This is a genomic window from Paenibacillus sp. sgz302191, assembly GCF_057749925.1.
Window position 1 is genome coordinate 488,654 of the sequence record NZ_JBYLHY010000001.1, and the last position, 25,790, is coordinate 514,443.

At 51.6% G+C, this 25,790-nt stretch carries 24 protein-coding genes; 23 read left to right on the forward strand and 1 reads right to left on the reverse strand.

Features of this window, described 5'->3' with window-relative positions:
* The first annotated feature begins 70 nt into the window (after positions 1–70).
* From AC3G2T_RS02130 to AC3G2T_RS02235, 22 genes are all read left to right on the forward strand, one after another.
* Positions 71–511: a hypothetical protein gene (locus tag AC3G2T_RS02130; protein WP_488434362.1), complete on the forward strand. Its 441-nt coding sequence runs from the start codon at positions 71–73 to the stop codon at positions 509–511.
* 16 nt (positions 512–527) lie between these two features.
* Positions 528–1,313, forward strand: a complete 786-nt coding sequence (locus tag AC3G2T_RS02135) for a tyrosine-protein phosphatase (protein ID WP_488434363.1) — start codon at positions 528–530, stop codon at positions 1,311–1,313.
* A 176-nt stretch (positions 1,314–1,489) separates the two neighbouring features.
* A complete protein-coding gene (locus tag AC3G2T_RS02140; protein ID WP_474684020.1) occupies positions 1,490–2,245 on the forward strand; it encodes a YveK family protein in 756 nt (251 codons plus the stop codon).
* Complete coding sequence (locus AC3G2T_RS02145; RefSeq protein WP_474684021.1) at positions 2,226–2,927, forward strand: CpsD/CapB family tyrosine-protein kinase; 702 nt, start codon at positions 2,226–2,228, stop codon at positions 2,925–2,927. Before AC3G2T_RS02140 ends, AC3G2T_RS02145 begins: the two co-directional genes overlap by 20 nt.
* A 244-nt stretch (positions 2,928–3,171) precedes the next feature.
* Positions 3,172–4,062, forward strand: coding sequence for a UTP--glucose-1-phosphate uridylyltransferase GalU (galU, locus tag AC3G2T_RS02150; protein WP_474684022.1), 891 nt, complete (start codon positions 3,172–3,174; stop codon positions 4,060–4,062).
* Positions 4,063–4,074: 12 nt separating this feature from the next.
* On the forward strand, positions 4,075–4,764 hold the full coding sequence (locus AC3G2T_RS02155; protein WP_474684023.1) for a sugar transferase: 690 nt from the start codon (positions 4,075–4,077) through the stop codon (positions 4,762–4,764).
* A 24-nt stretch (positions 4,765–4,788) separates the two neighbouring features.
* Positions 4,789–5,730 carry a GDP-L-fucose synthase gene (fcl, locus tag AC3G2T_RS02160; protein WP_474684024.1) on the forward strand — a complete coding sequence of 314 codons (942 nt, stop codon included), beginning with the start codon at positions 4,789–4,791 and terminating at the stop codon, positions 5,728–5,730.
* A 24-nt stretch (positions 5,731–5,754) separates the two neighbouring features.
* A complete protein-coding gene (gene gmd / locus AC3G2T_RS02165) occupies positions 5,755–6,741 on the forward strand; it encodes a GDP-mannose 4,6-dehydratase (RefSeq protein WP_474684115.1) in 987 nt (328 codons plus the stop codon).
* Positions 6,742–6,761: 20 nt separating this feature from the next.
* Positions 6,762–8,084: a flippase gene (locus AC3G2T_RS02170; protein ID WP_488434364.1), complete on the forward strand. Its 1,323-nt coding sequence runs from the start codon at positions 6,762–6,764 to the stop codon at positions 8,082–8,084.
* Between the two features lies 1 nt (position 8,085).
* Complete coding sequence (locus AC3G2T_RS02175) at positions 8,086–9,075, forward strand: polysaccharide pyruvyl transferase family protein (RefSeq protein WP_488434365.1); 990 nt, start codon at positions 8,086–8,088, stop codon at positions 9,073–9,075.
* A gap of 36 nt (positions 9,076–9,111) precedes the next feature.
* Positions 9,112–10,368 (forward strand): glycosyltransferase family 4 protein, encoded by a 1,257-nt coding sequence (locus AC3G2T_RS02180; protein WP_488434366.1) that lies wholly within the window; start codon positions 9,112–9,114, stop codon positions 10,366–10,368.
* 71 nt (positions 10,369–10,439) lie between these two features.
* Complete coding sequence (locus AC3G2T_RS02185) at positions 10,440–11,795, forward strand: O-antigen ligase family protein (RefSeq protein WP_488434367.1); 1,356 nt, start codon at positions 10,440–10,442, stop codon at positions 11,793–11,795.
* 10 nt (positions 11,796–11,805) lie between these two features.
* A complete protein-coding gene (locus AC3G2T_RS02190) occupies positions 11,806–12,900 on the forward strand; it encodes a glycosyltransferase family protein (RefSeq protein ID WP_488434368.1) in 1,095 nt (364 codons plus the stop codon).
* Positions 12,901–12,961: 61 nt separating this feature from the next.
* Positions 12,962–14,095, forward strand: a complete 1,134-nt coding sequence (locus AC3G2T_RS02195) for a glycosyltransferase (protein ID WP_488434369.1) — start codon at positions 12,962–12,964, stop codon at positions 14,093–14,095.
* Complete coding sequence (locus AC3G2T_RS02200) at positions 14,092–14,652, forward strand: WcaF family extracellular polysaccharide biosynthesis acetyltransferase (RefSeq protein WP_488434370.1); 561 nt, start codon at positions 14,092–14,094, stop codon at positions 14,650–14,652. Before AC3G2T_RS02195 ends, AC3G2T_RS02200 begins: the two co-directional genes overlap by 4 nt.
* 3 nt (positions 14,653–14,655) lie before the next feature.
* A complete protein-coding gene (locus AC3G2T_RS02205) occupies positions 14,656–15,885 on the forward strand; it encodes a glycosyltransferase family 4 protein (protein ID WP_488434371.1) in 1,230 nt (409 codons plus the stop codon).
* 24 nt (positions 15,886–15,909) lie between these two features.
* Entirely contained in the window at positions 15,910–17,739 is a 1,830-nt protein-coding gene (locus AC3G2T_RS02210; RefSeq protein WP_488434372.1) for a right-handed parallel beta-helix repeat-containing protein, read from the forward strand.
* 47 nt (positions 17,740–17,786) lie between these two features.
* The gene (locus tag AC3G2T_RS02215; protein ID WP_488434373.1) at positions 17,787–18,899 is read left to right on the forward strand and encodes a glycosyltransferase; all 1,113 of its coding nucleotides are present in this window, start codon (positions 17,787–17,789) and stop codon (positions 18,897–18,899) included.
* Positions 18,899–20,275, forward strand: a complete 1,377-nt coding sequence (locus tag AC3G2T_RS02220) for a sugar phosphate nucleotidyltransferase (protein ID WP_474684035.1) — start codon at positions 18,899–18,901, stop codon at positions 20,273–20,275. The genes AC3G2T_RS02215 and AC3G2T_RS02220 overlap by 1 nt, the downstream gene beginning before the upstream one ends.
* A gap of 96 nt (positions 20,276–20,371) precedes the next feature.
* Positions 20,372–21,133, forward strand: coding sequence for an SGNH/GDSL hydrolase family protein (locus tag AC3G2T_RS02225; RefSeq protein ID WP_474684036.1), 762 nt, complete (start codon positions 20,372–20,374; stop codon positions 21,131–21,133).
* A 30-nt stretch (positions 21,134–21,163) separates the two neighbouring features.
* Entirely contained in the window at positions 21,164–21,697 is a 534-nt protein-coding gene (locus tag AC3G2T_RS02230) for a VanZ family protein (RefSeq protein WP_474684037.1), read from the forward strand.
* A gap of 88 nt (positions 21,698–21,785) precedes the next feature.
* On the forward strand, positions 21,786–22,001 hold the full coding sequence (locus tag AC3G2T_RS02235; protein ID WP_474684038.1) for a hypothetical protein: 216 nt from the start codon (positions 21,786–21,788) through the stop codon (positions 21,999–22,001).
* Positions 22,002–22,175: 174 nt separating this feature from the next.
* Here the strand turns inward: AC3G2T_RS02235 and AC3G2T_RS02240 are convergent, their stop codons facing one another.
* On the reverse strand, positions 22,176–23,834 hold the full coding sequence (locus tag AC3G2T_RS02240; RefSeq protein WP_474684039.1) for a right-handed parallel beta-helix repeat-containing protein: 1,659 nt from the start codon (positions 23,832–23,834) through the stop codon (positions 22,176–22,178).
* A 1,473-nt stretch (positions 23,835–25,307) separates the two neighbouring features.
* Here AC3G2T_RS02240 and AC3G2T_RS02245 point away from each other — a divergent pair.
* Complete coding sequence (locus AC3G2T_RS02245) at positions 25,308–25,475, forward strand: hypothetical protein (RefSeq protein ID WP_488434374.1); 168 nt, start codon at positions 25,308–25,310, stop codon at positions 25,473–25,475.
* The last annotated feature ends 315 nt before the right edge of the window (positions 25,476–25,790 follow it).

Consider the following 25,790-nt stretch of genomic DNA (forward strand, 5'->3'; position numbering starts at 1 on the left):
ATATATTGCATGATACATATCGTATCTATGTTTAGTTCACTTTTGCCTGTTTATGAAAGGAAGATGAAAAATGTCCATGGCAAGAAGCACCGCGCAAAATTATAGAATCGGGTTCGCCCCCCGCATGCAAGGGGTTATGCAAATCGCCAGTCTCAACGGGCGGCGGATGGATTCCAAAATAGCTCCGATCGAGCTGTTGTCCGCAGATGCCGATGGCATCAGATTCCGCTCGGACCTTAAGCTGCCTGTCGGCGGGCAAGTCGTATGGCGGTTCCAATTTCATGGTGACAACCGCCATTCGGCAGAGGGCGTATTGGTCGCCGCAGCCGGCGAAGCGGGCGGTTATGAGTATGAAGCCGCCTGGCTGGACGGCGAAAAAGCGCGGAGTTCGCTGCTGGAATCTCTGTTCGTTTACGGGAAGCTGCAATACATTTTGTTTCAAGCGATGCGCAGCTATGTTAACCAGGATTCTCCCGACGCCCAGCGTCATACGATCAATTTACTAGGTTAGCGAAAGGGGGAACTTTATGCTTATCGACACCCATTGTCACATTTTGCCGGGGCTTGACGACGGCGCCGATCAGACGGATGACGCCATTGAGATGGCCAGGGAGGCGCAGCGGCAGGGCATACATACGATTGTAGCAACCCCCCACCATGCGAACGGCAAATATGATAATGCGGCGGTAGATATCGATCATGCAGTAGATGCGCTCAATCGGGAACTCCAGCTCAGAGGCATAGCGGTGAATATACTCGCCGGCCAGGAAGTCCGGGTCTATCCGGGATTGTTGAACGATTTATCCGCCGGCCTTATCCGCACATTGAACGGGTCGCGGTATTTGTTAATCGAATTCCCTTCGCAGAGCGTGCCCGCCTATTTTCAGGAGATGCTGTTTGAGCTGCAGCTGATGGAGATTACGCCGGTGATCGCGCACCCGGAACGCAACGCGGTTTTTTTGAAACAGCCGCGGGAGCTGGGCTCGCTGGTGAGCCAGGGAGTTCTATGCCAGGTCACTTCCCAATCGTTGTCAGGTTTGTTCGGCAAGAAGATTCAAAGATTTGCATTTGACCTATGCAAGGAGCAGGTCGCGCATGTCATTGCTTCCGATGCCCACAATATGGGATCGAGACCGTGCACCCTTGCCAGGGCATATGCTTATTTAAATTCCAGCCTGGGCGAAAAACACGTCGGGCATCTTGTGGAAAATGCCGGCCTGCTGATCCGCGATGAAACGATACGGATCTTTTCCGCAGGGCGGATAAAGAGAGATTGGCTGCGCTTTTTACGGCCGCATTCGAGCCATTTTTAAAATAATTCAGATACAAAATGTATCTTGTTATTTTGACTAATTGGCTTGTAAACAAATGAAAATTTTTGAAAATCACTTGACACTATACAAAACGTATCTTAAAGTAGAGTCATAGATACAAAATGTAACATAGAAAATGCAGCTGATGTAGAAAATCGTTTAGGCTGGAGGTCCAGATGGAACTAGAACTGAAAGAGTATGTAAGAATATTTCGCAAAAGGCTGTGGATTATTTTCAGCATCGTGCTGGCCAGCACGCTGATCGCAGGAATCATAAGCTACTACTTCATGCAACCGGTGTATTCGGCAAGCGCCAAGCTGATCGTCAACAAGTCCGAGGACAGCAAAGGAAAAGAAGCGTTTGATTATGGGACCGTAAGCGTCGACATCAAGCTGGTGAACACTTATAAGGAAATCATAAAAACGCCCGCAATTATGGATAGAGTCGTGGAAAGATACCCCGAAATCAAGCTGTCATCGGAAGCTTTGATCAACAAAGTGAAAGTCAGCTCCGTGAACGAAACGCAAGTGATGACCATCTCCGTGCAGGACCAATCTCAGAAGCAAGCCGTGCGCATTGTCAATGCAATATCGGAGGTCTTCCAAAGCGAAATTTCCTCCATTATGAAGGTCGATAACGTTACGATTCTGAATCGTGCCAAAGAATCCGACCGGACCGCCCCCGTAAGCCCGAATCCGACTACCAATATCGCCATCAGTTTCCTGATCTCTTTGCTGGTTTCCATTGGAATCGCCTTTTTGCTGGAATATATGGACGATACCATTAAGACGGAAAAAGATGTTGAGAATTATCTTGGCATTCCGACGCTTGGCGTTATTACGAAAATCAAGCCCAAAGATGTAGTCAAAGGCTATTCGGCCAAAAAACAAAGAGTAGTGGGGGATGCAAAGTATGTCAACGTCAACCAATAAAAAGGGCATCCCGCTTATTACCAATACGAATCCGAAGTCGTACATCTCGGAAGCGTACCGTACGCTTCGCACCAATATTACCTTTTCCTCGGTAGATAAGGAAATACGTCGAATTCTGGTGACGTCCTCCCAGCCGAAAGAAGGAAAATCGACGACGATTACCAATCTCGCTGTAGCTTATGCTCAGGAAGGCAAAAAGGTTCTCGTGATCGACGCTGACTTGCGTAAACCGACACTTCATCATTATTTTCTCAAATCCAACCGGATGGGCCTTACCAATGTTTTGGCGAATCAATGCACGATGGAGGAAGTCGTCACGGCAACGGATATACCGAATCTGTCCTTTTTTCCTTCCGGGCCGGTTCCGCCCAATCCTTCGGAGCTGCTCGCTTCCCAAAAAATGAGCCTGCTGCTCCAACAGTTGGAAGCGGAGTTCGATCTGATCTTTTTCGATTCCCCTCCGCTGCTTGCGGTGACGGATTCGCAAATACTCGCCACATTGTGCGACGGAGTCATTCTTGTGGTTCAATCCGGCAAAGTGAAGCGGCAGCTTGCCAGACGGTCGCTGCAGCAGTTGGACAATGTGAAAGCGAACGTGCTCGGCGTCGTGCTGAACAACAAGCCGAATCTGAAGAACGACGATACGCCTTACTACTATTATTACGGTGCGACCGACAAGTAAATAAAGGATTAGGTAAAGTCTGCTGCACCTTTATCACTGCAGGCACTCGATCATGCTGTGGGTGTGCGAGCACCTTAGACGTATATCGTCGGTGGTGTGATGTGAGGAAGGGTTGAATGCCCCAAGTAAAAGTGCTAGTTATTCTGTTTTATGAAACGATAGCTTCTTAAGACGGAATACCTAACACTTTTATTTTAGACAGAAAGAGGCGTAGGAGCAGAATTCAGAAAATGGAGGTAACCGTATGAAACAAGTGAAGAAGGCAATTATCCCAGCTGCAGGACTCGGTACACGATTTCTCCCGGCAACGAAAGCAATGCCCAAAGAAATGCTGCCTATCGTAGATAAACCGACGATCCAGTACATTGTTGAAGAAGCAGTCGAATCGGGGATTGAAGACATCATCATTGTAACTGGGAAAGGAAAGCGGGCGATTGAAGACCACTTCGACAATGCCTTCGAGCTGGAGCAAAAATTACTCGAAAAAAACAAACTGGAACTGCTGGAGCAGGTACAGCGATCGGCGAAAATGGTGGACATTCATTACATCAGGCAAAAAGAGCCCCGCGGTTTAGGCCACGCCGTATGGTGCGCGCGTAAGTTTATCGGCAACGAGCCGTTTGCCGTGCTCCTCGGCGACGATATCGTAAAAGCTGAAACACCGTGCCTCCTGCAGTTGATTCATCAATATGAAATAACGGGCCGTTCGGTGATCGGGGTTCAAAGCGTGCCGGACGAAGAAGTTCACCGGTATGGCGTCATTGATCCTGCCGAATCGCTCGGCAGCAGACTGTATCAAGTGAGCAATTTTGTCGAAAAGCCGAGCAAGCTGATGGCCCCGTCGAATATGGCGATTATGGGCAGATATATCCTGACGCCGGAAATATTCAACTTTTTGGATAAACAAGAGGTGGGAGCCGGCGGCGAAATTCAATTGACCGATGCGATTCAGAGGCTGAACGAGCTTGAGCAGGTCTATGCCTACAATTTTGAAGGCACACGCTATGATGTGGGGGAAAAACTGGGCTTTATCCTGACTACTCTGGATTATGCGCTGATGAACAGCGAGCTGCGGGAGCCGCTTCTGGCCGCTCTGGAGCAAATGGTGAATCGAACCAATACTTATGCTAGATAAGGGGTATGAGTTATGAATCTGTCTGATGTAGATGTTGCTGCCCGGAGAAGCCAATATCAAGCTGCTCATTCGACAATTACTATCGAGAAAGATTTATCCTTGTACTTGTTTGTCAAAAGGACTGCGGATATTGTGCTGTCGCTGGGGGGAATTATTTTTCTGATCCCGGTATTTTTCTTCGTCGGCGCGTTGATCAAGATCGAGGACCGCAAGGGCCCTGTATTTTTCAAGCAGATTCGGGTGGGGAAAGACGGCAAGGAATTTTATATGTTCAAGTTTCGCTCCATGGTCAGCAACGCGGAGGAGCTGCTCGCAGACCTTTTGGCCAAAAACGAAGTGAGCGGAGCTATGTTTAAAATGAAAAACGATCCGCGGGTAACGAGAATCGGCAGATTCATCCGCAAAACGAGCATCGACGAGCTTCCCCAACTGTGGAACGTGCTGAAAGGCGAGATGAGCCTGGTCGGGCCCAGACCTCCGCTGCCCAGAGAAGTGGCGGAATATACGGCTTACGACAATCTGCGCCTGCTCGTTACGCCGGGCTGCACGGGCCTCTGGCAGGTAAGCGGGAGAAGCAACATCGGCTTCGAGGAAATGGTCGAGCTCGATCTGGAGTACATTATGAACCGCAGCGTAAGGAACGATCTGAAAATTATCGTTAAGACGTTTGCCGTTTTGCTTGGCTCCAAAGACGCTTTTTAATTTGGAAGAGATATGAGGTGCCGTATGGAACTAAATGCCAACATATATGTGGCCGGCCACCGCGGTTTGGTGGGCTCGGCGATTTTAAGAAGCTTGCAGGCCAAAGGCTTTGCCAATCTGGTAACGCGCACGAGCGCCGAGCTGGACTTGCGCAATTTTGACGACGTGCTGAGCTTTTTCCTGAAAGAAAGAATCGAATATGTGTTTCTTGCGGCGGCCAAGGTCGGGGGCATCGTGGCGAACAACGAGTATCCGGCCGATTTTATTCGCGATAATTTGCTGATTCAGACCAATGTGATCGATGTATCGTACCAGACGAGCGTGCAGAAGCTGCTGTTCCTCGGTTCGACTTGCATTTATCCGAAGCTGGCTCCCCAGCCGCTCAAGGAAGAATATTTGCTGACCGGCGAACTGGAGCCGACCAACGAGCCTTACGCCATCGCCAAAATCGCCGGCATCAAAATGTGCCAATCATACAACCGTCAATACGGAACCCGCTACATATCGGCGATGCCGACGAATTTGTACGGCCCCAACGACAATTTCGATCTGGAAAAATCCCATGTGCTTCCGGCGTTGATCCGGAAATTTCATGAAGCGAAGGAGCAGGGGCTGCCTGCCGTAGAAATTTGGGGAACGGGCACGCCGAGACGCGAATTTTTGCATGCGGACGATTTGGCGAACGCCTGCGTCTTTTTGATGGAGCAGTACGAAGGCAGCGATATCGTCAATATCGGAGTGGGAGAGGATATTTCCATTAAAGAGCTGGCGGAGCTGGTCAAGGACATTGTCGGCTTTGAGGGCGGCATTGCATACAACACCTCTAAGCCGGACGGGACACCCCGCAAGCTGGTGGATGTAGCGAGAATCAACAGTCTCGGCTGGAAAGCGCAAATCCCGTTGCGAGACGGAATCCGCTCGGCCTATCGGTGGTTCCTCGACAATCAGCTCGCCGTAACCAAATAAAATACATTCTCTGGAGGATATATGATGAAAACAGCGTTAATTACCGGCGTTACAGGTCAAGACGGATCTTACCTGGCGGAGTTCTTATTGGAAAAAGGATACAAAGTGTACGGCCTGCGCCGCCGCACGAGCACGCCGAACTATGAGAACGTCGAGCACATTAAAGATCGAATCAACTGGATTTCCGGAGATTTGACCGACCTGGCTTCCCTGATTGAAGCTGTTCGCATTTCCCAGCCTGACGAGGTTTACAACCTTGCGGCCCAGTCCTATGTCGCCGCTTCATGGCCGCAGCCGCTCACGACAGGGCAAATCACGGCGCTCAGCGTGACGAACATGCTCGAAGCCGTGCGGATTATGAAGCCGGACGCGCGCTTTTATCAAGCCTCCAGCAGCGAGATGTTCGGCAAAGTGGTGGAAACCCCGCAATCGGAAACAACCCCGTTTTATCCGCGCAGCCCTTACGGCGTAGCCAAAGTTTACGGGCACTGGATCACCGTCAACTACCGCGAAAGCTTCAACATGTTCGCCTGCTCCGGCATTTTGTTCAACCATGAATCCCCGCGCCGGGGGTTGGAATTCGTTACGCGCAAAGTGACGGATGCCGCAGCGCGCATTAAACTGGGCCTGCAGTCGGAGCTGCGCATGGGCAATCTCGACTCGCTGCGCGATTGGGGTTTTGCCGGCGATTACATCAAAGCGATGTGGCTGATGCTGCAGCAGGATGAGCCTGACGATTACGTCATTTCCACAGGCGAAATGCACACGGTCAGAGAGCTGCTCGAAGTCGCGTTCTCCTACGCGGGATTGAATTACGAGGATTATGTCGTCATCGATCCGGCTTTCGTAAGACCGGCGGAAGTCGATCTGCTGCTGGGCGACTGCTCCAAAGCCAAGGAAAAATTAGGCTGGAAGCTTGAAGTCGGCTTCAAAGAATTGATCCATATGATGGTCGATTCCGATCTGAAAAAGGTAGAGGCCGAAGGAAGGGCGAAGCTCATTCAAGTCTGACCGGTAAGGATGCTGGACACATGCATGCAATTATCAAAAAAATCCCGGCGCTCTATGCGAAGTTCAGAAATCACGGCGATCTGAAAAAAATCGCCTTTAACGCCGGCTGGCTGTTTCTCGACAAAATTGTGCGAATGGGCGTCGGCCTGATCGTCGGCGTATGGGTGGCCCGGTTTCTCGGGCCCGAACAGTTCGGCATGTATAATTATGCGCAAGCTTTTGTATTCCTGTTCAGCCCTTTGATTACGCTCGGCCTGGACGGCATCGTTGTGAGAGATATCGTCAACAAGCCCGAGGAAAAGGAAGAAATTCTCGGCACCGCCTTTACGATGCGGATCGTCGGAGCCGCGCTGACGCTCGGCCTGTCGGTGACGGCCATCTCGCTCATCGACGACGACTCGGTCATCCGCTGGCTGGTTGGCATCGTGGCGGTCGGCACGATCTTCCAGACGTTCGATACGATCGACCTCTACTTCCAGACGAAGCTGAGGTCGAAGCTGACGGTATATGCCAAAAACATTGCGTTTCTGCTCACCTCCGTCATGAAGGTGATTCTTATTCTGACGCAAGCGCCTCTTTTGTATTTCGCCTGGGTCGGATCGCTGGAAATCGCGATCGGCGCGGCCGGGCTGTTCGTCAGCTACCGGATGCAGGGCTCAAGCATCCGCAACTGGCGGGCGAACATGCGGCGCGCCAGGCAGCTTCTGGGCGACAGCTGGCCGCTTATTTTATCCGGCCTCGTCGTCATGATCTATATGCGGATCGATCAGATCATGATCGGCCAGATGCTCGGCCAGGCGAAAGTCGGCATCTACACGGCCGCCACGAAGCTGTCGGAGCTGTGGTACTTCGTGCCGACGGCGATCGTCAGTTCCGTTGCGCCTTCGATCATCGAGGCGAAGAAGCAGAACGAGGAGCTGTACTACGCGCGGTTTCATAAAACGTTTGTCCTGCTGATCGGAATGGCTTATGCAGTGGCCGTTCCGATTACTTTTTTGGCGGATACGATCGTGCGGATCATGTACGGGGAAGCTTTTCAGGAAGCGGGGCCGGTGCTGACGATTCATATTTGGTCGGCGGTGTTCGTGTTCCTGCAGCTTTCCACGGCCACCTGGTTTATTAATGAAAACCAGAGGCTCGAAGCTTTTCTCAGAAACTTGGCGGGGGCCGGCATCAACATTGCGCTCAATCTGTACACGATTCCCTCCTTCGGCGTGAAGGGCGCGGCCATCTCCACCGTATTCGCTTACGTGTTCGTGATTTGCTCCCCCGCGCTGTTCTCCAGGCCGTACCGGAGGCTGTTTCGGATCATCCTCAAGTCACTATTTTTAAGGAAGGTATAACATGAAAATCATTTCCTTATTCGATACATCGATTTCCAGTTCGAATCTTGGCGATCAGATCATTATGGATGCCGTCAAAAGCCATCTGACCGAGCTGTTCCGGGATTCCTTGTTCATTCCGATCCAGACGCATGACGTCATTTCCAAAAACTCGTACCGCTACATCCGCAAAAGCGACTTGAAGTTTGTCGGGGGAACGAACCTGCTATCCTCCAACATGAATGCTTACAGCCAGTGGAAAATCAACCTGTTCGATTCTTTGTTCATCCAGGACATCACTTTGATGGGAGTCGGCTGGTGGCAGTATCAGAGCCCGCCCAACGCGTACTCCAGAATGCTCTACAAGCGGGTGCTCTCCGGCACGACGATGCACTCGGTCAGAGACTCGTTCACGGAGCGGCAGCTGAGGGCGGCCGGCATTCACAATGTCATCAACACGGCGTGCCCGACGATGTGGAGGTTAACCGAGGACCACTGCAAAGACGTTCCGGCGAGCAAACAGAAGGCAGTCGTCGTAACGTTTACGGATTACAATCAGGACAGAACGAACGATGCGAAGCTGTTTGAATTGCTTAGTAAAGAGTACGAAACGGTCTACTTCTGGACGCAGGGGCCTGCTGACTACGAATATATGCAAAGCATCGGCGGAAGCAAGGTGAAATACATTCCCCCGAGCCTGCAAGCGTTCGACCATGTTCTGGCCACTCTGGATTGCGATTATATCGGCACAAGGCTTCACGGCGGCATCCGGGCGCTGCAGCACAAAAGAAGATCGCTGATCCTGGCCGTCGACAACCGGGCCAAGGAAATTTCCAAAGACACCGATCTTCCTGTCGTGGACCGGGCGGACATTTCCGGCATCGGGGCGTGGATTGCGAAGCCGCAAGCAACGAAAATCCGCCTGCCGCTGGAACAAATCCGCGCCTGGAAAGAGCAATTCACCGGCGAAAGCAAGGCCGCAGCCGCCAGCCAGTTCGTATCATCGGTATAATCCCGCGTTTGTCGACCGGAGAAGGAGGGCCGTACATTGAACGCACTGCTAGTGAACACTACCGACATAGAAGGCGGGGCTGCGCGTGCGGCTTACCGGCTGCACAAAGGGCTGCAAGGCATCGGCCTGACGTCCAGGATGCTTGTGCAAAGCAAGAGCAGCAGCGACCACTCGGTATTCGGGCCGCTCAGCAAAACGGACCGGATCCGAAGCAGCCTGCAGCCGTCGATTGACAATCTGCCGGTGCATTTGTACCGGAACCGGGTGAAGTCGCCCTGGAGCATATCGTGGCTGCCCAGCAAAATAGTGAAAAGCATTCACGCGCTGAATCCCGACATTATTCATCTGCATTGGATCAATCACGGATTCGTGCCCATTCATGCGCTCGGCAAATTCAACAAGCCTATCGTTTGGACGCTGCACGACATGTGGGCGTTTACCGGAGGCTGCCATTACTCCGGCAGCTGCACAGGCTACTTGCAAGGCTGCGGTTCGTGCAGCCAGCTGCAGTCGACCTCTGCCGGCGATTTGAGCAGCAGAATGCTCAAATGGAAAAGAAACGCCTGGGGAGATCTCAATCTGACCGTCGTCACCCCGAGCAAATGGATGGCGGACTGCGCGCGGGCGAGCACGTTGTTCCAAGCCGTGCGGGTCGAGGTCATTCCCAACGGCATCGACCTTGACCGCTTCAAGCCGCTGGACAAATCGCTGGCCAGGGCGATGCTGAATCTGCCGCAAGACAAGCGGCTGATTTTGTTCGGGGCGATGAGCGCGACGAGCGATCCGCGCAAAGGGTTCCAGTATTTACAGCAGGCGCTGCTGGAGCTTGCGGGCAAGGATGTTTTGCCGGATACGGAATTGGTCGTATTCGGCTCCGATCCGCCGGCGAACCCGGTGCCGCTGGGCATGCCGGTTCATTATACGGGCCGGCTGAACGACGACATCAGCCTCGCGCTGCTGTATTCGGCGGCGGACGTATTTCTCTCGCCGTCGCTGGAAGACAACTTGCCGAACACGGTGATGGAAGCGATGGCCTGCGGCGTTCCGTGCGTCGCTTTTCGCATCGGCGGCATGCCCGATTTGATCAACCATTGCCACAACGGCTATCTCGCCAAAGCGTTTGACGTGTCCGACCTTGCGCACGGCATTGCCTGGGTGCTGGAGGACGAAGACCGCAGGTCCCGGCTGTCGCAGGATGCGCGGGAGAAAGTCGTGAGCTCTTTTGAGCTGTCTCATGTTGCAGGCTGTTATGCGCAATTGTACGAGGAAGTCATGCAGGAACGAAGAGCGTAATTGAGATAAGGGATACAAGGAGTCCGTCCGACGGAGTTACTCCCAGAAACGAACTGTGAAGGGGAATTACAATGAACCGTTTGATTTACATAGCTGCCTTTTTACTGCCATTAGATAATTTTCCGTTCATGTTCGGGGGCGGCTACAAGCCGGTATCCCTTATTTTTATCGCTCTCTATTTGATGGTGAACCTGTTTTCGGTGTTTCGGACGAAGTACAAAGCTTCGGAGATATACGTACTGCTTGTTATGATCACGTTCGTGCTGTGCACCTTTTTCCAAAATCTTTATTATCACTACGAAAATACGGGCTTAGTAGATGCGCTTTTGACGATCATGTCGGGAATAGTAATTTATTTAAGCTTTAAAATATTTGTCGCCAAGCATGAGGAGCCCGGCGCCTATCTCAAGCTTTTCAAGTATATGATCTACGGTTACGGAATTGCGATCGGCATAGGCGTGCTGCAAGTGATCTATGTCTACGTGCTGCCGGCCGGCTTCCTGTCCAAGTTCATCGGGCTGTTCGTCAGCAGAACCGGATATATGAGTACGGCAAGGATCCATTTCACCTTTTCGGAACCTTCCTATATCGCCTTGCATACGAATCTGCTGCTCGTCCCGGCGTTCATCGCTCTGAAAAGGGCGAATCAGCTCAACTGGGTCATCAAAAGCATCGTCATCGGACTGTTCGTCGTCTCCCTGTTCTCCTTCTCGCTGCGCTACTACATGGACAGCATCATTTTGCTGGTGGTGTTTTTATTCCTGTATACGAAGCGGGTCGTCAAGCTTAGCCTGATTACGGGATTCAGCCTCGCCGGCCTGTACGCCGTCTTGTATCTGGTGTTTGTGATCAACGTGTTCGGCATCAATGCCGACCATTTCGGGCGAATCGGCGCATTCCTGAAAAATCCGACGGAAATCAACCAGGACGAATCGTTTTCCATCCGCAGCACGTTCTCGAAGGTGGCGATGGATTCGTTCAAACAGAAGCCGCTGATGGGTTACGGGTTGGGCAACTATTACTACGGTTATAGGGAAAATTATTCCGAGATTGTCGACCTGAGCTCCATCAAGCAAAAGGAACTGCGGGACGCGGACAAAGACAAGACGCTGCATCAATACAACATGTATACGAGAATCCTTTCGGAAATGGGGCTGCTCGGCATTTTACTGGTTGCCCCGCTCTTGTATTTCGTCATTCACCAACCGAAGAAAAGCTATTTAAAAATGGTGCTCATCCTTTTGGCATGGTCGCAGGTTCAGTTCGATTCGTTCGCGCTGATCCAGATTTATTTTTGGCTGGCTCTTATGCAGCATCCGTACATAGCCGGTCTGGAGCTGAGGGAACCGGTGCCGCAGCAGGCTTTGAGAGCCCCGTCGCCGGCGAAAAGCCCGGTGATGGCCAAAACAACATTACATTATCGATAGGATGATTAGGGTGGAAAAAGAAACGGTGCTTATTGCCGACTGCTTGCAGCTGGTCGATGCGAACGGACAGCCTTCGGGTCATTATTGGAAAACGGCGGCGCAATATGCAGAGACGTTAAAGGAACATTTTCACGTAGAGGTTACGGCCAGCACCAGCTACGTCGGCAAACTCAGCCGCTATCCGCTGCTGCCGCTCAAACATGCGATTCTGGACCATCAGAGAGGGCCCGTGAACAAAATCAAGCGGTTATACAAGCTGTTCGCCAATCTGTTTCGCATTCTGAACTCGGAACCGTCCAAGGTGATCATCCAGGCTGTCGACATATTTGCTCTCTGCTTATGCCTGCTGTTCTATGTCGGCGGCAAAGACATTTATTTGATCCGCTACGACAATCTGAGCCATAAAAGCGAGCTGAAGCGGTTCATGTTCCGCCTCGTCAGCCGCAAAGTCAAAGGCGTCATCTCCGGTCTGGAGGAGTCGATGAATTCCTACCGGAAGGACGGGATCGTCATTCCGGACTACCTGTTCTTCGAATCGTCGGCGCAGACGGCGGCCCGGAGAAAGTACGATTTTGTAACGGTGGGCATAATCAGGGACGACAAAAATATCGAAGATGTCGTAGACAGCTTCATCGGCACGCCGTACAAAGTGTGCATCGCCGGACGGTTCGTCGATCCCGGCAGGTATGAAGCGATCAAGCCGAGGCTGACGGACAACATCGAAATCATCAACGATTACATAAGCGAGGAGCGGTACGACGAGCTTTTGGCCGGCACCGGATTCGTTATTCTGCCTTATCGCAGCAGCTACAATTCCACATCGAGCGGGGTCGTATTCGATTCCCTCTACAAATACAAGCCGGTGATCGCTTCCGACGTGGCGTGCATGCAGTTCATCAGGTCCGAGGGTCTGGGTTACGTGTACGGACAATCCGTCAGGGAGTTTGTGCAGTTCATGGAATCCCGCAGCATGGAAGCTTTGCTGGAGGGGTACCAGTTGCATATCAGGGCGTACATCGCCCGGTTGGACGAGGAAAGCAAGAACAAGCTGATCTTTTTCATCAAAGGGCAGCCGCAGTATAAACCGGTCAGACAAGCAATCTGAAAGGCCGCGCCAGGGGACCCAAGCAAGCCGGAGTAGACGAATCGTTCTGGAGGTTATCTTGATGAAGATTTTAACGAATGCCACAGCGTTGGATTCGAGAGGCGGCTATTCAGTCATTCACGATTTTCTGTATGAAATTGCAGGCAAATCCGATGTGCTGCGCGAGAGCCGGATTGAGTTAACCGCCCTGGTGGCCAAAGAAAATCTCTGCAAATTCGAAACCGGGCAGGTCAAAGTGATCTATGAGCCGTATCCGAAAAAAAGTCCGCTGCACAAATGGAACTATGAAAACCGCCTGCTCCCGGCATTTATCAAGGAAAACAAGTTCGATTTTTATTTGTCCCTGCAAAATTTCGGATTATCCAATTTGGATATTCCGCAGTACGTGCTGATTCATCAGCCGATTCCTTTCTCCGATTTGCGGGCGAACGAGCTGGAGCTGAAAAATTTTGTCAAATATAAAGTGATGCTGCATTCCATCTATAAAAAGCAGCTGGCCCATGTCGACGGCGTGTTCGTGCAAACAAGCTGGATGAAAGAAGCGATTCAGCGCAAATACAGCTACCAGAAGGACATTCATATCGTGCGGCCCGCAATCCAGAGCATCGAAAACAATACGAATCCGCTCGGCAGCGAACTGGATCTGGAATTTCAGCGGACTGGGACGAAGCTGCTCTATATGACAAACCGGGAAAAATACAAGAACAACGACATTCTCATCGAGGCGATTCGCGAATGGAACGCCCAGAACGGGGGCAAAGTCGTCCTGTATTTGACTCTGGACGGTCAGAGCTCGGAGCATGTCCGGTATATCGGCAAAATTCCGTACGAAAGCATATTCAAAGCTTACCAAAGCGTGGACGCCTTGATTTTCCCGTCTTTGACCGAGACTTTGGGCCTGCCGCTGCTTGAGGCTCAGGAGGCCGGGCTGCCGATTCTTGCCGCGGATTTGCCGTATGCCAGAGAGGTTTGCGGCTCCAATGCCGTCTATTTCGATCCGCGCAGCAAATCGGCCATCATGCGTTCCATCAGCAGCTTCGTCAAGAAGCGTTATATACGGACTCCCGTGCAGAACTACGAAAGCAATGCCGCTGCCCCGAGCGATAATTATATGAAATATATTCAGATTATTGACAGCCAAATCGAGCAATACCGCGGTATTGCCAAGACAAATCAGATGCTGGGTGGAACATGAAAACTAACGTAGAACTGAACAAATATAATCAGGATTGGTATTCCCGGGGACGAAGCAAATTTGTCGTTATGATGTGGTGGTTCGTACAGAGTACGCTATTCCGGCTGTCCCTGCACAACATGTACAGCTGGCGCCGGTTTCTGCTGACCCTGTTCGGCGCGAAAATCGGCCAAGGCGTCAGAGTCAGAGCTTCCGCCAAATTTCTGTACCCCTGGAAGGTCGAGATCGGCAGCTATTCCTGGATCGGGGATCAGGTGGAATTTTACAGTCTCGACCGGATCAAGATCGGCGAGCACTGCGTGATCTCGCAAAAAAGCTATTTGTGCACAGGCTCGCACGACATTCAGGACCCCCAGTTCGGACTCATTACGAAACCGATTCACATCGAGAACGGCGCCTGGGTAGCTACGGACGTGTTCGTCTATCCGGGCGTTATTATTCAGGAAAAGGCTGTGGTAGCTGCTCGAAGCACGGTAACCAGAAACGTACCCCGCAATGAAGTGCATGCGGGGATGCCTGCGAAATTTTTGAAATTTCGCTTTGAAGAGGGGAAGTAAGTAATGAAGAAAAAAATCGTATTCGTCGCCAATTACTTTTATCCGGACTTTGCCTCGACGGGGCAGCTGTTGACGGAGCTGTGCCTGGAGCTGCAAAAAGATTTTGAAATCGTCGTTCTGGCCGTGCAGCCGGAGCAAAACAAAGGCAAGAAAACCCGCCTGTTCGAAGAGGACTATTTGGAAGACATCAAGATCATCCGCGTGAAAACGCCTGAAGTCATCAAGACGAACAAGATGAGCCGGCTGAAGTTCATTATGGCGTATTTCGTCCTTTCCACCATCGCCTTGCTGAGGATCAAGAAGATCGACACGATCTTTACGATCTCTTCGCCGCCGGTGCTCGGGGGGCTGATCGGAACGATCGGCAAGCTGTTCAAGCGCAGCAAGCACGTGTACAACATTCAGGATTTCAATCCCGAGCAGGCCGAGGCCGTCAGCTATACGGACAAAAAATGGGTGTTCGACATCGCGAGGCGGATCGACAACTGGAACTGCAAAAAATCGGATCATATCGTCGTCGTCGGCAAAGATATGCAGGAGACGCTGTCCCGCCGGTTCCGCGGGCATAATGTGCCGAAAAGCAGCGTCATCAACAACTGGACGGACGAGAAAGACATTATCCCGCTTGGCAAGGAGCATCCGCACGTCAGGCGTTTCCTGGAAGAACACCGGCTGCAAAATCAGTTCATTGTGATGTATTCCGGGAATCTCGGCCTATATTACGATCTTGAGAATATGATCCGGGTCACCGAGGCGTTCAAGGATGAGCCGCAGCTTTCCTTTGTTTTTATAGGAGAGGGAGCCGTCAAAAAGAGCATGCAGCAGTTTGTCGAGGACAACAGCATCGGGAATGTGCATTTTCTGCCTTTTCAGTCCAAAGAGTTTATCAAATACTCTTTGAATGCGGCTGACGCCCACCTGGTCGTCAATCAAAAGGGCATCAAGGGCGTGTCGGTGCCGAGCAAAATTTACGGTGTCATGGCTGCGGGAAAACCGGTGATCGGCGTATTGGAGCAGGGAAGCGAAGCGCAGCGGCTGATCGAGGAGAGCTCCTCGGGCATCGTTGTGGAGCCGAATGATTACAACGGCATCATCGAGGCCATCGCAGCGATGCATAAGATGGAGCGGCAGCAGCTGCTCGAGATGGGTTTGCAGGGACGAAGCTATCTGGAACGGCATTTGAAGAAAGAAATTTCCATAACCAAATATAAATCTTTGCTTGTGACCGTATAACAACGACGAAGGAGAGCGTCCACTATGAAAGGCAAGCTCTACGGTTGTATTCTCTTACCTGTCCTATTGACCGTGCTTCCGGGCTGCGGCGATTTTCAAGCCGGCGACAGCACGCGCGTATTTTATGTGTCAACGGACGGGAACGACAACAATAAAGGCACTTTGTCCAAACCGTTCAAGACGATAGAAAAAGCGCAGGAAAGCGTGCGTAAGGTAAACGGGAATATGCAGTCCGATATTGTCGTCTATCTGCGTGGAGGCACCTATACGCTTGCGAATACGCTGGAATTCGATTCCAGGGACTCGGGATCGAACGGTCATTCCGTCATCTTCAAGGCTTATCAGGACGAGAAAGTAACGATCAGCGGCGGCACGCCGGTATCCGGCTGGACGATGCACGATCCGCAAAAAAGTATTTACAAGGCTCACGTCGGCGACCTGAAATCGCGCCAACTGTTCGTTAACGGTACGCGCGCCAAGCGGGCGATCAGCGAGACCCCCTTGCCAGAGGCGAAGAAGCTGAGCGACGGCTTCTCCACCACCGCTGTCAAGCTCGCCGAGTGGAAAAACGTCAAGGACATGGAGCTTGTTTTCCTAGACGTGTGGACCAACTCACGGGGGCTGATCGACTCCATTGAAGTGGTCGACGGCAAAGCTATTATCAAAATGCAGCAGCCGGGCTGGTACAATTTGACCAATAAAGGGCTGCCGGAATTGTCGGTGCCATGGTACCTGGAGAACGCGTATGAGCTGATTAACCAGGAAGGCGAGTGGTACCTGGACCGCACGAGCGGCGATTTGTTTTATAAGCCCTTGGCCGGCGAAGATATGAGCGCCGCGAAGGCGATCGTTCCCGTCGTGGAGACGCTGGTCGACTTGAAGGGCACGCCGGAAGCGCCCGTCCATCACATCGGCTTCGAAGGGCTTACTTTTACCTATACGACATGGTATCAACCGAGCCTGACCGGTCTCCCGGACGCACAGGCCAATATTATTAAAGAGAAAGTCGATGGGCTGCAGTACCACAAGGAAACGCTGATCCAGGCGAGCTTCGACGCCCAAATGGCGGAAAATATCGCCATTGAAGACTGCAGATTCGAAAAGCTGGGCGGCGCCGGCATCAATCTGACCGAGGGCAGCCAAAGCGTGCGCATCAAAGGCAACGTGTTCACCGACATTTCCGGCAGCGGCATTCAAGTCGGAGAGCCGGACCGGAACAACAAGGATAACTTCAACCCGGACGATCCGCGCAAAATCATTAAGGACATCGAAGTGTCCAACAACTACATTCGGGCGATCGGCAAAGATTACCGCTCATCGGTAGGGATCTTCGGAAGCTACACGCAAAATATGGTCATTCGGAACAATGAGCTGACCGATCTTCCTTATTCCGCGATATCGCTGGGCTGGGGCTGGGGAAAAGTCGACCCGACGTACAGCAAGGACAACAGAATCGAAAATAACCTGATCACCGACGTGATGAAGACGCTCTATGACGGCGGGGCGATTTATACGCAAGGGTCGCAGCCCAATTCCACGATCAAAGGCAACTTCATCGACAAACAGGTGCATAAAGGCGGAGCGATTTATCCCGATGAAGGCAGCGCCTATTTTACGATCACTGATAACGTCGTCATGAATGTGCCGAGCTGGCTGCAAATATGGGCAAAGTCGGTTCGCGACAATACCGTGACGGGCAACTTTACGAATTCCAAAATGATGACGAATGCAGGCTCGAATAACGTTGTCGATAAAAACGACAACATCGAATCCGTCGATGCGAACGACAAGGCCGCGAAAATTAAAAGCCAGGCCGGTCTGGAGTTCACGTACCAGCATTTGAGAATGAAATAACCCGGTGCGGGAGGCGCAGCTTGCCAAGGGAAAGGAGGCGGTCCGGCATGAAGATCACAATGGCCTATTACATATCGGATTACGGCTTCGGCCACGCATCGCGCAGCATCGCGGTCATCCGCAAATGGCTGGAACGGTTTCCCGACTCCAGCGTCGTAATCTGCACCTCTTATGCGCTGGATTTTGTCGGGCAGTCGCTGGCAAGCTGGCCGCAAGTACGGCTGCGGCGGGTAGCGACCGACATGGGCTACATGTTGCGGCGGGATTCGCTGGAGCCGGATATTAGCCGAATGAACGGTCAATTCGACGAGTTTGTGAAGGACGCGCCGGAATGGATCCGCGAAGAGACGCGGTTTCTGCGGGAAGCCGGGGTCGGCCTTGTTCTGTCGGACATTTCCCCGCTGCCGTTCGAAAGCGCAGACCAACTGGGCATACCGAGCATCGGGATATCCAATTTTACGTGGCTTACCGCTTACCGCAACTTGCTGCCGCCGGATAAACTGGCATTCCTGCAGCAAGCTTACCGCAAAATGGACTATTTTTTCGAGCTGGCCGCAAGCCATGAGCCGCCATGGGGCCGGCGCGGCAGGCGGACTTTCGGGCTGGTCAGCCGGGAAATCGATGCGGCCGAGCTGGCGAAAGTGACCGCGGCGGTAAAGCCCGTGAGCGCCAAGCCGCTTGTGTACGTAGGCTTCGGCATGAAAACCCGGCTGGAATCGGTCCGCTCCTGGAAGCTGTGGGATAACGAGGCAGTGAGCTTTCTCGTCTCGGGCAGCCATCCGGTCGATCATCCCAACGTCGCCGTCATCCCTTCCGGCAGCACGGAAACGCAGCATTATGTCGCGGCCGCCGACCTGATCATCACCAAGGCCGGTTGGGCCACGGTCGGCGAAGCCGCGATGAACCGCAAGCCGCTGCTTATTGTGGAAAGAAATGCGCTGGAAGAGGATCGCAACACTTCGCAATTCGTGGTGGAACAAAAGCTGGGCGAAATGATCCGCTGGGAGCAGCTGGCGGATTTGCGGCTGGACGCCGCGGCGATCGCCGCCATGGCAAGCAGGCTGCCGAGCGTTCGCCGGCATGGCGATTCGGCCGCGAGCATCATAGATGCCATACTGGAAATTATATATGCCAATCAATCGGAAAAGGATGTGGGCTAATGCAATTAGTGCTGTTATCCGGAGGTTCGGGAAAACGTCTCTGGCCGCTGTCCAACGACGCGCGTTCCAAGCAATTTTTGAAGGTGCTGCGCAGTGAAGCGGGCGGCCTGGAATCGATGGTTCAGCGCGTCTGGAGCCAGGTCGCGAAAGTCGGCTTATCCGGCTCCGCGCACGTCGCTACCGGCAAGGGCCAGCTGGATATGATCTACAGCCAGCTGGGCGTGGACGCGCCGATTATTATCGAGCCGGAACGTAGGGATACGTTCCCGGCGATCGCTCTTGCAGCGACGTATTTGTACTCGATCGTCGGCGTCAGCCTCAGCGAAGTCGTTACTGTGCTGCCGGTGGATCCTTACGTCGAAGACGACTTCTTCGTCCGGCTGAAGGATCTGGAGCAAGCCGTGCACGAGGCATCGGCGGATATCGCGCTGATCGGTGTGAAGCCGACGTATCCGTCCGAAAAGTACGGATACATCGTTCCCGCCGAGCCAACCGGCGCAGCCGGTCATGCGGACTACAGGCAGGTCAGCAACTTCAGAGAAAAACCCCGCGAAGATCAGGCGCAGCGGCTCATTGAGCAAGGCGCGCTCTGGAATTGCGGGGTTTTTGCTTTCAAGCTGGATTATGTGATGAATCTGCTGATTGAGAAGGGATTGCCGATCCGGTACGAGGAATTGGCGAAACAGTACCCTAAGCTGAACAAAATCAGCTTCGACTACGAGGTAGTCGAAAAAGCGGAGCGCATTTTCGTGCTTCCTTACGAAGGTTACTGGAAGGACCTGGGCACGTGGAACACGTTGACGGAGGAAGTCAGCGGCAATTTGATGGGCAAAGGCATTATTAGCGACGACTCCCATAATACGCACGTTTTGAATGAGCTGGAAATTCCGGTGACTGTCATCGGCTTGTCCAACGTTGTCGTGGCTACGAGCGCGGACGGCATTCTCGTCGCCGAGAAATCGTCGAGCCCCCGAATTAAGGACATAATGAAAAATTCCGACCAACGTCCGATGTACGAGGAACGGCGCTGGGGCTGGTACCGGGTGCTGGACTCCGGCATTTTGAACGACGGAAGCCAGGTGCTGACGAAGAAAATTTTTATCCAGGCCGGTAAAAATTCCAGCTACCAGCTGCATCACAAGCGCTACGAGGCTTGGACGATCATAGCCGGGGAAGGCGAGCTGATTCTGAACGACAAGCTTATCGACGTCAAGGCCGGTGACGTGATTCAGATTCCGATGCGGGCCAGGCACGCGATCCGGGCTATTACCGATCTGGAATTCATCGAAGTGCAGACGGGCAGCGAACTGATTGAAGAGGATAACATTCGGCTTTACACCGATTGGGAAGAAATTGTTGAATTTGTCGTCAGATAGACGAATCCGGGATCTGTAGATGAGCCGCTGAACCGCGCTCGTCTGCAGGTCCCGTTTTCGTTTAAGGGCTTTTTGGGGATTCGTAAGGAGGAGATTGTGATCAAGCTCAAAGCAGCAGGACTGTTGTTTATCGTAACCGTATCGATCTTGTTGGGAAGCAATTGGTATTTGCATGAAAATCAAATCAAAAAAGCAGTGGACGATTGGCAGCCGATGTCCATGATTGATGTCATCCGCGATATTCATGTGATGAAAGGCAGCGTCAACATATCCACGCTCGGCAGCAGCGTAACGGCGGGCGCGGGCGTGAGCCATGTCGACAAAAGCTGGAGCTCGATGCTGCGGGACTATTTGAAAGACCTGGACGGCAAAATGAACGTTACGCTCACGAACAACGGATTTAGCGGCTACAGCACCGACCTGATCAAAAGCAAGGTGGACACGATCGTCTCGCAAAAGCCGGACGTCGTCATTTTTGAAACGTGCCTTATTAACGACTTCGGACAAGCGGTGCCGATCGAAAGAACGCTCGACAATATTTCATCTGTCGTCGACGCGCTCCATAAGGATTTGCCGGATGCGCTGATCATTCTGCTGTCTCCCAATCCGAGAGCCGATACGGGTCAAAATTCGGAAGGACTCACGTATGAGAATTACGTGACCAAGACGAGGGAGCTGGCCGCCGGGAAAGGCTGGCTATTCATCGATATTTACACGGGATTCAAATCCCGCAATGCCGACCTGACAGAAGTGCTGAACAAGGACGGCGTGCATCCGACCGAGGCCGGCTACAAGCTGTGGTTTGAAATCATGAAGGAGGAATTGGGGAAAAAGATCATTCAAAAAGCTGCTAAATAAAAAAATTATAGAATAAAGCGGGTTGATTCAATGAAAACGGACGCCGGAAAGAGCAAAGGAAAATTGTTCTTGATTGCCATTTTCATGATGGCATGGATGGGGACGATCTTTGTATTTTCGTCGCAGTCTTACGACCAGCAAAACTTAAGGCCATGGCTTAAAACGCGGATCCCTAGTGAGTGGACTCATTATTTCGCCGATGTCAAGTTTACTTACGAAGGCACGACTATTAACGTGAAGCAGAACGGGGTAACGGAACTCGTTGAATTCGTCATCAGAAAGATGGCGCATATTGTAGAATATGCATGTTTTGGTATCCTGGTATGTCTGCTTGTCAATCTGCTGCTGAAAAGGCGGGCGTTATTGGTATTTATCGTCACGATGGTTCTGTGCCTGGCGTTCGCGGCCACCGACGAATATCATCAGCGGTTCGTATTCAGCCGGACCCCGAAGGTAGGAGATATCGTCATCGATGGTGTGGGCGCGCTGATCGGCAGCTCGCTGACGCTTGCTTTTTTAGCGATCCGCAGAAGATTTCGGGCAAAAAAAGGAATAACCTCTTGATTTGTTACATATTGTAACATATAATGGTTGATGAATACATTATGTAACAATGTGCGACAATATTTAACAAATCGAGGAGGGAATGGGTGTGGATGCATTTGAAACTGTCTATTGTGTGGGGTGCAACACAATTGTTTCTAAATATCACGCCGAGCGTGTGTTTAAAACCGGTTATTATAAAGTGAAAATTCCGCTCGCTCAGTGCAAATCATGCGCTCATAAAGAATGCAAGAAAGAAAGCATGCTGATGGATTCGACACCCGGCTTCATGGGTTATACAGTTGATCTGCCGCTCTTGGCGTAAGGGCGATGGATCAGCTTTTTTTACTTTTGAAATGGAAACGCTCTCATCGGGAGCGGACGGCAAGGCCGTCTCCGGCACCTGCTTTCGCACCTCGCAAAGTCCCGGAGCGCGAGGCTGCGCTGCATGACGGCGGTCGGTCGACTGCATACTGCCGGGAAACAGCCGCGGGCTTGTTTATTTAAAAAGAATCATGCCGTCAAATTGAACGTCAAAATGGATCGCCGTGCCGTCGGGAGCGTTCAGCTTGCTCTGCACCTGAAGCTGTTTGCCGTTCATGCGCGGGGACAGCACTTCAATGTTGCCGTACTGTTCGCCGCCAAGCTTCACAGCGGTCAGGGCGGAGCCGTTCCAGCTGATTTTATACATCTGGCTCGTGCGGATGCCGCTGAACTGCGTGACGACGGACAATACGCCTTCCGCGGAAAGCCCCAGGGTGAATGTGTTCATCCAGGGCGTGTAGCCTGAATTCACTTTGGCCTGGATGATTGTTCCGTTATCCCTGATGTTGACGGGCACGGTATAGGAATTACTGTAACCGATATCCCCCGTTTTATTATCGTAAAAAGAGTTGCCGGAAATCATCCAGCCGCTGCCTGAAGAATACAGGTACAACCCGTATCCTGCATTGTTTCTCGTTGTGTTGTTCGTCATGCGCAAATTATCCTGCTTGCCCCCGACCACGATGCCGTGCCCCGCATTATCCGTCACCACATTCTCCGAAACGACCAGGTTCGCCTTCCCTTCGGCGACAATTTTCATGCCGCCCGCGCCGTTCTTCGTTACCGTATTGCCGGTAATCGTCGTGTTGGAAGCGGTATTGTTCGGGTCGATCTCCAGATGAATACCGTAGTCCGCAGCATCGCTGATCGAGTTGCCGGTAATCGTAATGTAGTCGCCGTCGATGACGTAGATGCCGGAATTGAGCCCGTTATCGGGGTTGCTCTTCACGCCGTTGATAATATTCCCGGTAATCGTAATGTATTTCGAATTATCCTCGATATGAATGCCTTCATAGCGGACATTCTCGATGGTATTGCCGCTGATGGTCACGTCCGAGGCGCCTGCGATGCCGATTCCGAAGCCGCTCGTCGGCGCGTTCCCATATTCCGGCGGCACCGAAATATGGTTGTTGGCGATGACGATGTTGCTGGCTTTCGCCGTCTCCGGCCCGCCGGGATGGTTGATCTCGATCGCATCGGCGTACACGTTCGCGAACACATTTTGGACGATGCGCAAATCCCGCAAATTGCTGGCGTTCCGGTTGGTCAGAACCCCGTAGGCCACTTCCTCGAACCGGTTGTCCGATACGAGCACCTGCTTGATATCCGCGGCGTTCATATTGACGGCCTGCGAATTAGGCCCGGTAAACGAATTGCCGCGCACCTGAATATTGGACGAGCCGTCCGCAATATCGATCATCATGCTGTCCGACTTGCTCAAATTTTCCAGCCAAAGTCCTTCAATAGTAATGTCGCTTTGCTTCGCCATGATCATGATCACGGTGTACCCGAGCCCGCCGTCCGCTTTTGAAATTTTGGCCGAATACCCGACGAGATTCGTATTTTTGTAAACGTACAGATTTCTGGTCGTTCTGTATGTACCTTTGGGAAAAAAGACCGTGCCGCCGCCGGAGTCCTTGGCTAGATCGAGCGCTTTTTGAATAGCGAGACTGTCATCGGCCACCCCGTTGCCGACTGCTCCGAATTTGGCGTCTTTTACATTGAATGTGGATTGGATTTCTTCTGCGGATGCGGGGATTGCTGCGTTCGAGGGGTGAGGTCCTAAGCTCCATAAAAGAGCAAAGCAAGTGAGCGGGATGAAGAAACGTTTCATTATCATTCTCCTTTGTGCTGTATGCTTGCTGCCGTAAATTGTATAATTTCAAGTCCTCCTTGTTAGTATGTCAAAAACGTCGGAAATTATTGGAAATCGGCCAAAACCGTCTATGAATCTGCGAATCTTCTACTTATAGATTAACAGATTCTTGAATATAATGGAATGAATTGTCGACATAAAAGGCTTTTTTTCGCGAAAAAAAGCCGCAGCTGGCCGCCTGATGCTCCGATCATCGTGTGAAGCGGCATTGTCGGGCGGGAAGCGCGCTCCGCTGGCGGCGCAGTCCTTTCCCGTCGCTCGTTGCGGCGCTGTACAGCGGGGGCGTGAGGCGGCTTGGGTTGCGGCGCTGTACAGAAGGTGGTACGAGGCTGCTTGGCAGACCAGGCCGGGGAAAAACCTGCAAAAGTGCAGGCTTTTTCTGTTAATATGGTCCGTTTTGGTTAAAAGCCTGCGAAAGTGCAGGAATTTTCGACGAAAATGAATCGGAGGCCGTGTGTCCGGTAAAAAGCCTGCACAATTGCAGGAATTATTCGCTGACAGCGTATCGGCGAGCAAAAAACTGCACTTTTGCAGGTTTTTACTCGTTTCCAAGTAAATGTGTGACCTTCCAGCGTGAGAGTATTAACAGTCTGACTCGGTTTTCTGCGCGTTACCTGGCAGATGTGCTGCTGGCTCCGGCGTGTGACTTTCTCAAGCAGCCTGGAAAGTGCAGGCTGTTTCGAGGAAACCGACTTGTTGGAGGAAAAGCCTGTGATTGTTGTGCAGGAATTCCTGAGCAAATGGAACTGAGCCCGACTGGGCCCCGCGCATGAGCGGAGAAGCCTGCAGATTTGCAGGAACATTTCAAGGCATGCGGATCGGGGAGGAGCAAAAAGCCGCACTTTCGCAGGCTTTCTGTGGACAACCGGTTTATGCGTAAGAGATGCCTCCCGCCACGAAAGCGGGGTCTCCTTAGCTTTCGGAACTGCGCTGAAGGGATGAAAATTTCAAGCTTTCCTTTCCATCTAAAATCCTGAATAGTTAAAAAAAGGAATATTGTATGCTATGCTAACTAGGGGATATTGATCAAGCAATTAGTATGGAGGTAAGTTTTTCTGTTTACAATTGATAATCGAAGTATTAAACGTGAAACTAAGAGTTCAATTGTAAAAAGCGTTACAGGTAAGGATAATGCATTTGTTTTTGATCAGTATAAGTTGAAAATATGGAATCTAATTGATCATGTTCCTAATCTTTCGGTGCATGATTTAGGCCATTGGATTCTTTTTCATGAACGATGGTTGAAAAGCCTTGCACATGGGGATAGGACAACTTACTATGCTCCCGGTACAATCTTAATGGCGGATCTTGGCGCTACAAATTTTGGTCATGAACCTCAGTTTGAGCATCCATGTGTCGTGCTCATCATTGATTTTAATAGTATTTTAGTTGCTCCTTGTAGCTCGAAAAAATACGGTCGAGGATTTACTTTTGAGTGAATTAGAGGACTATGTGCTGAATTTGTTTCCGAGCTATAGTAGAAATTTACAGGCTGACAGGCTGATCCAACTACTTAAGAGCCTTTCAGAGCAAAGTGGAGTAGAAGCAATGATTCAAGAAGCAGCCGCAGCAGCTGGTGTTGATCTTTCAAAGCTCTAGATTATGTAGATATATGTTGCGTATGCAGTACATACGTGATATAGTATTAATAATAGGGATAATGGATTCAATTGCATATATGTTTATTCACCGCAAGGTGAGATCACGTGTTGAGAAAAGCTTCTGTGAAAACGGGGCTTTTTTCGTTTTTATAAAGTTTTTTGCTAGTGGGCCTGCTTTCGATCTAATATGCCCAGTTGTGTTTCCTTATACAGAGGACATTTTGTTTTTGCCTTTGCTAAGCGTGTTGACACGGGATACGGATGAGGAGGCGCTGGAAGCAGAACAGCAACAGTGAGTGACTTTGATCTGAAG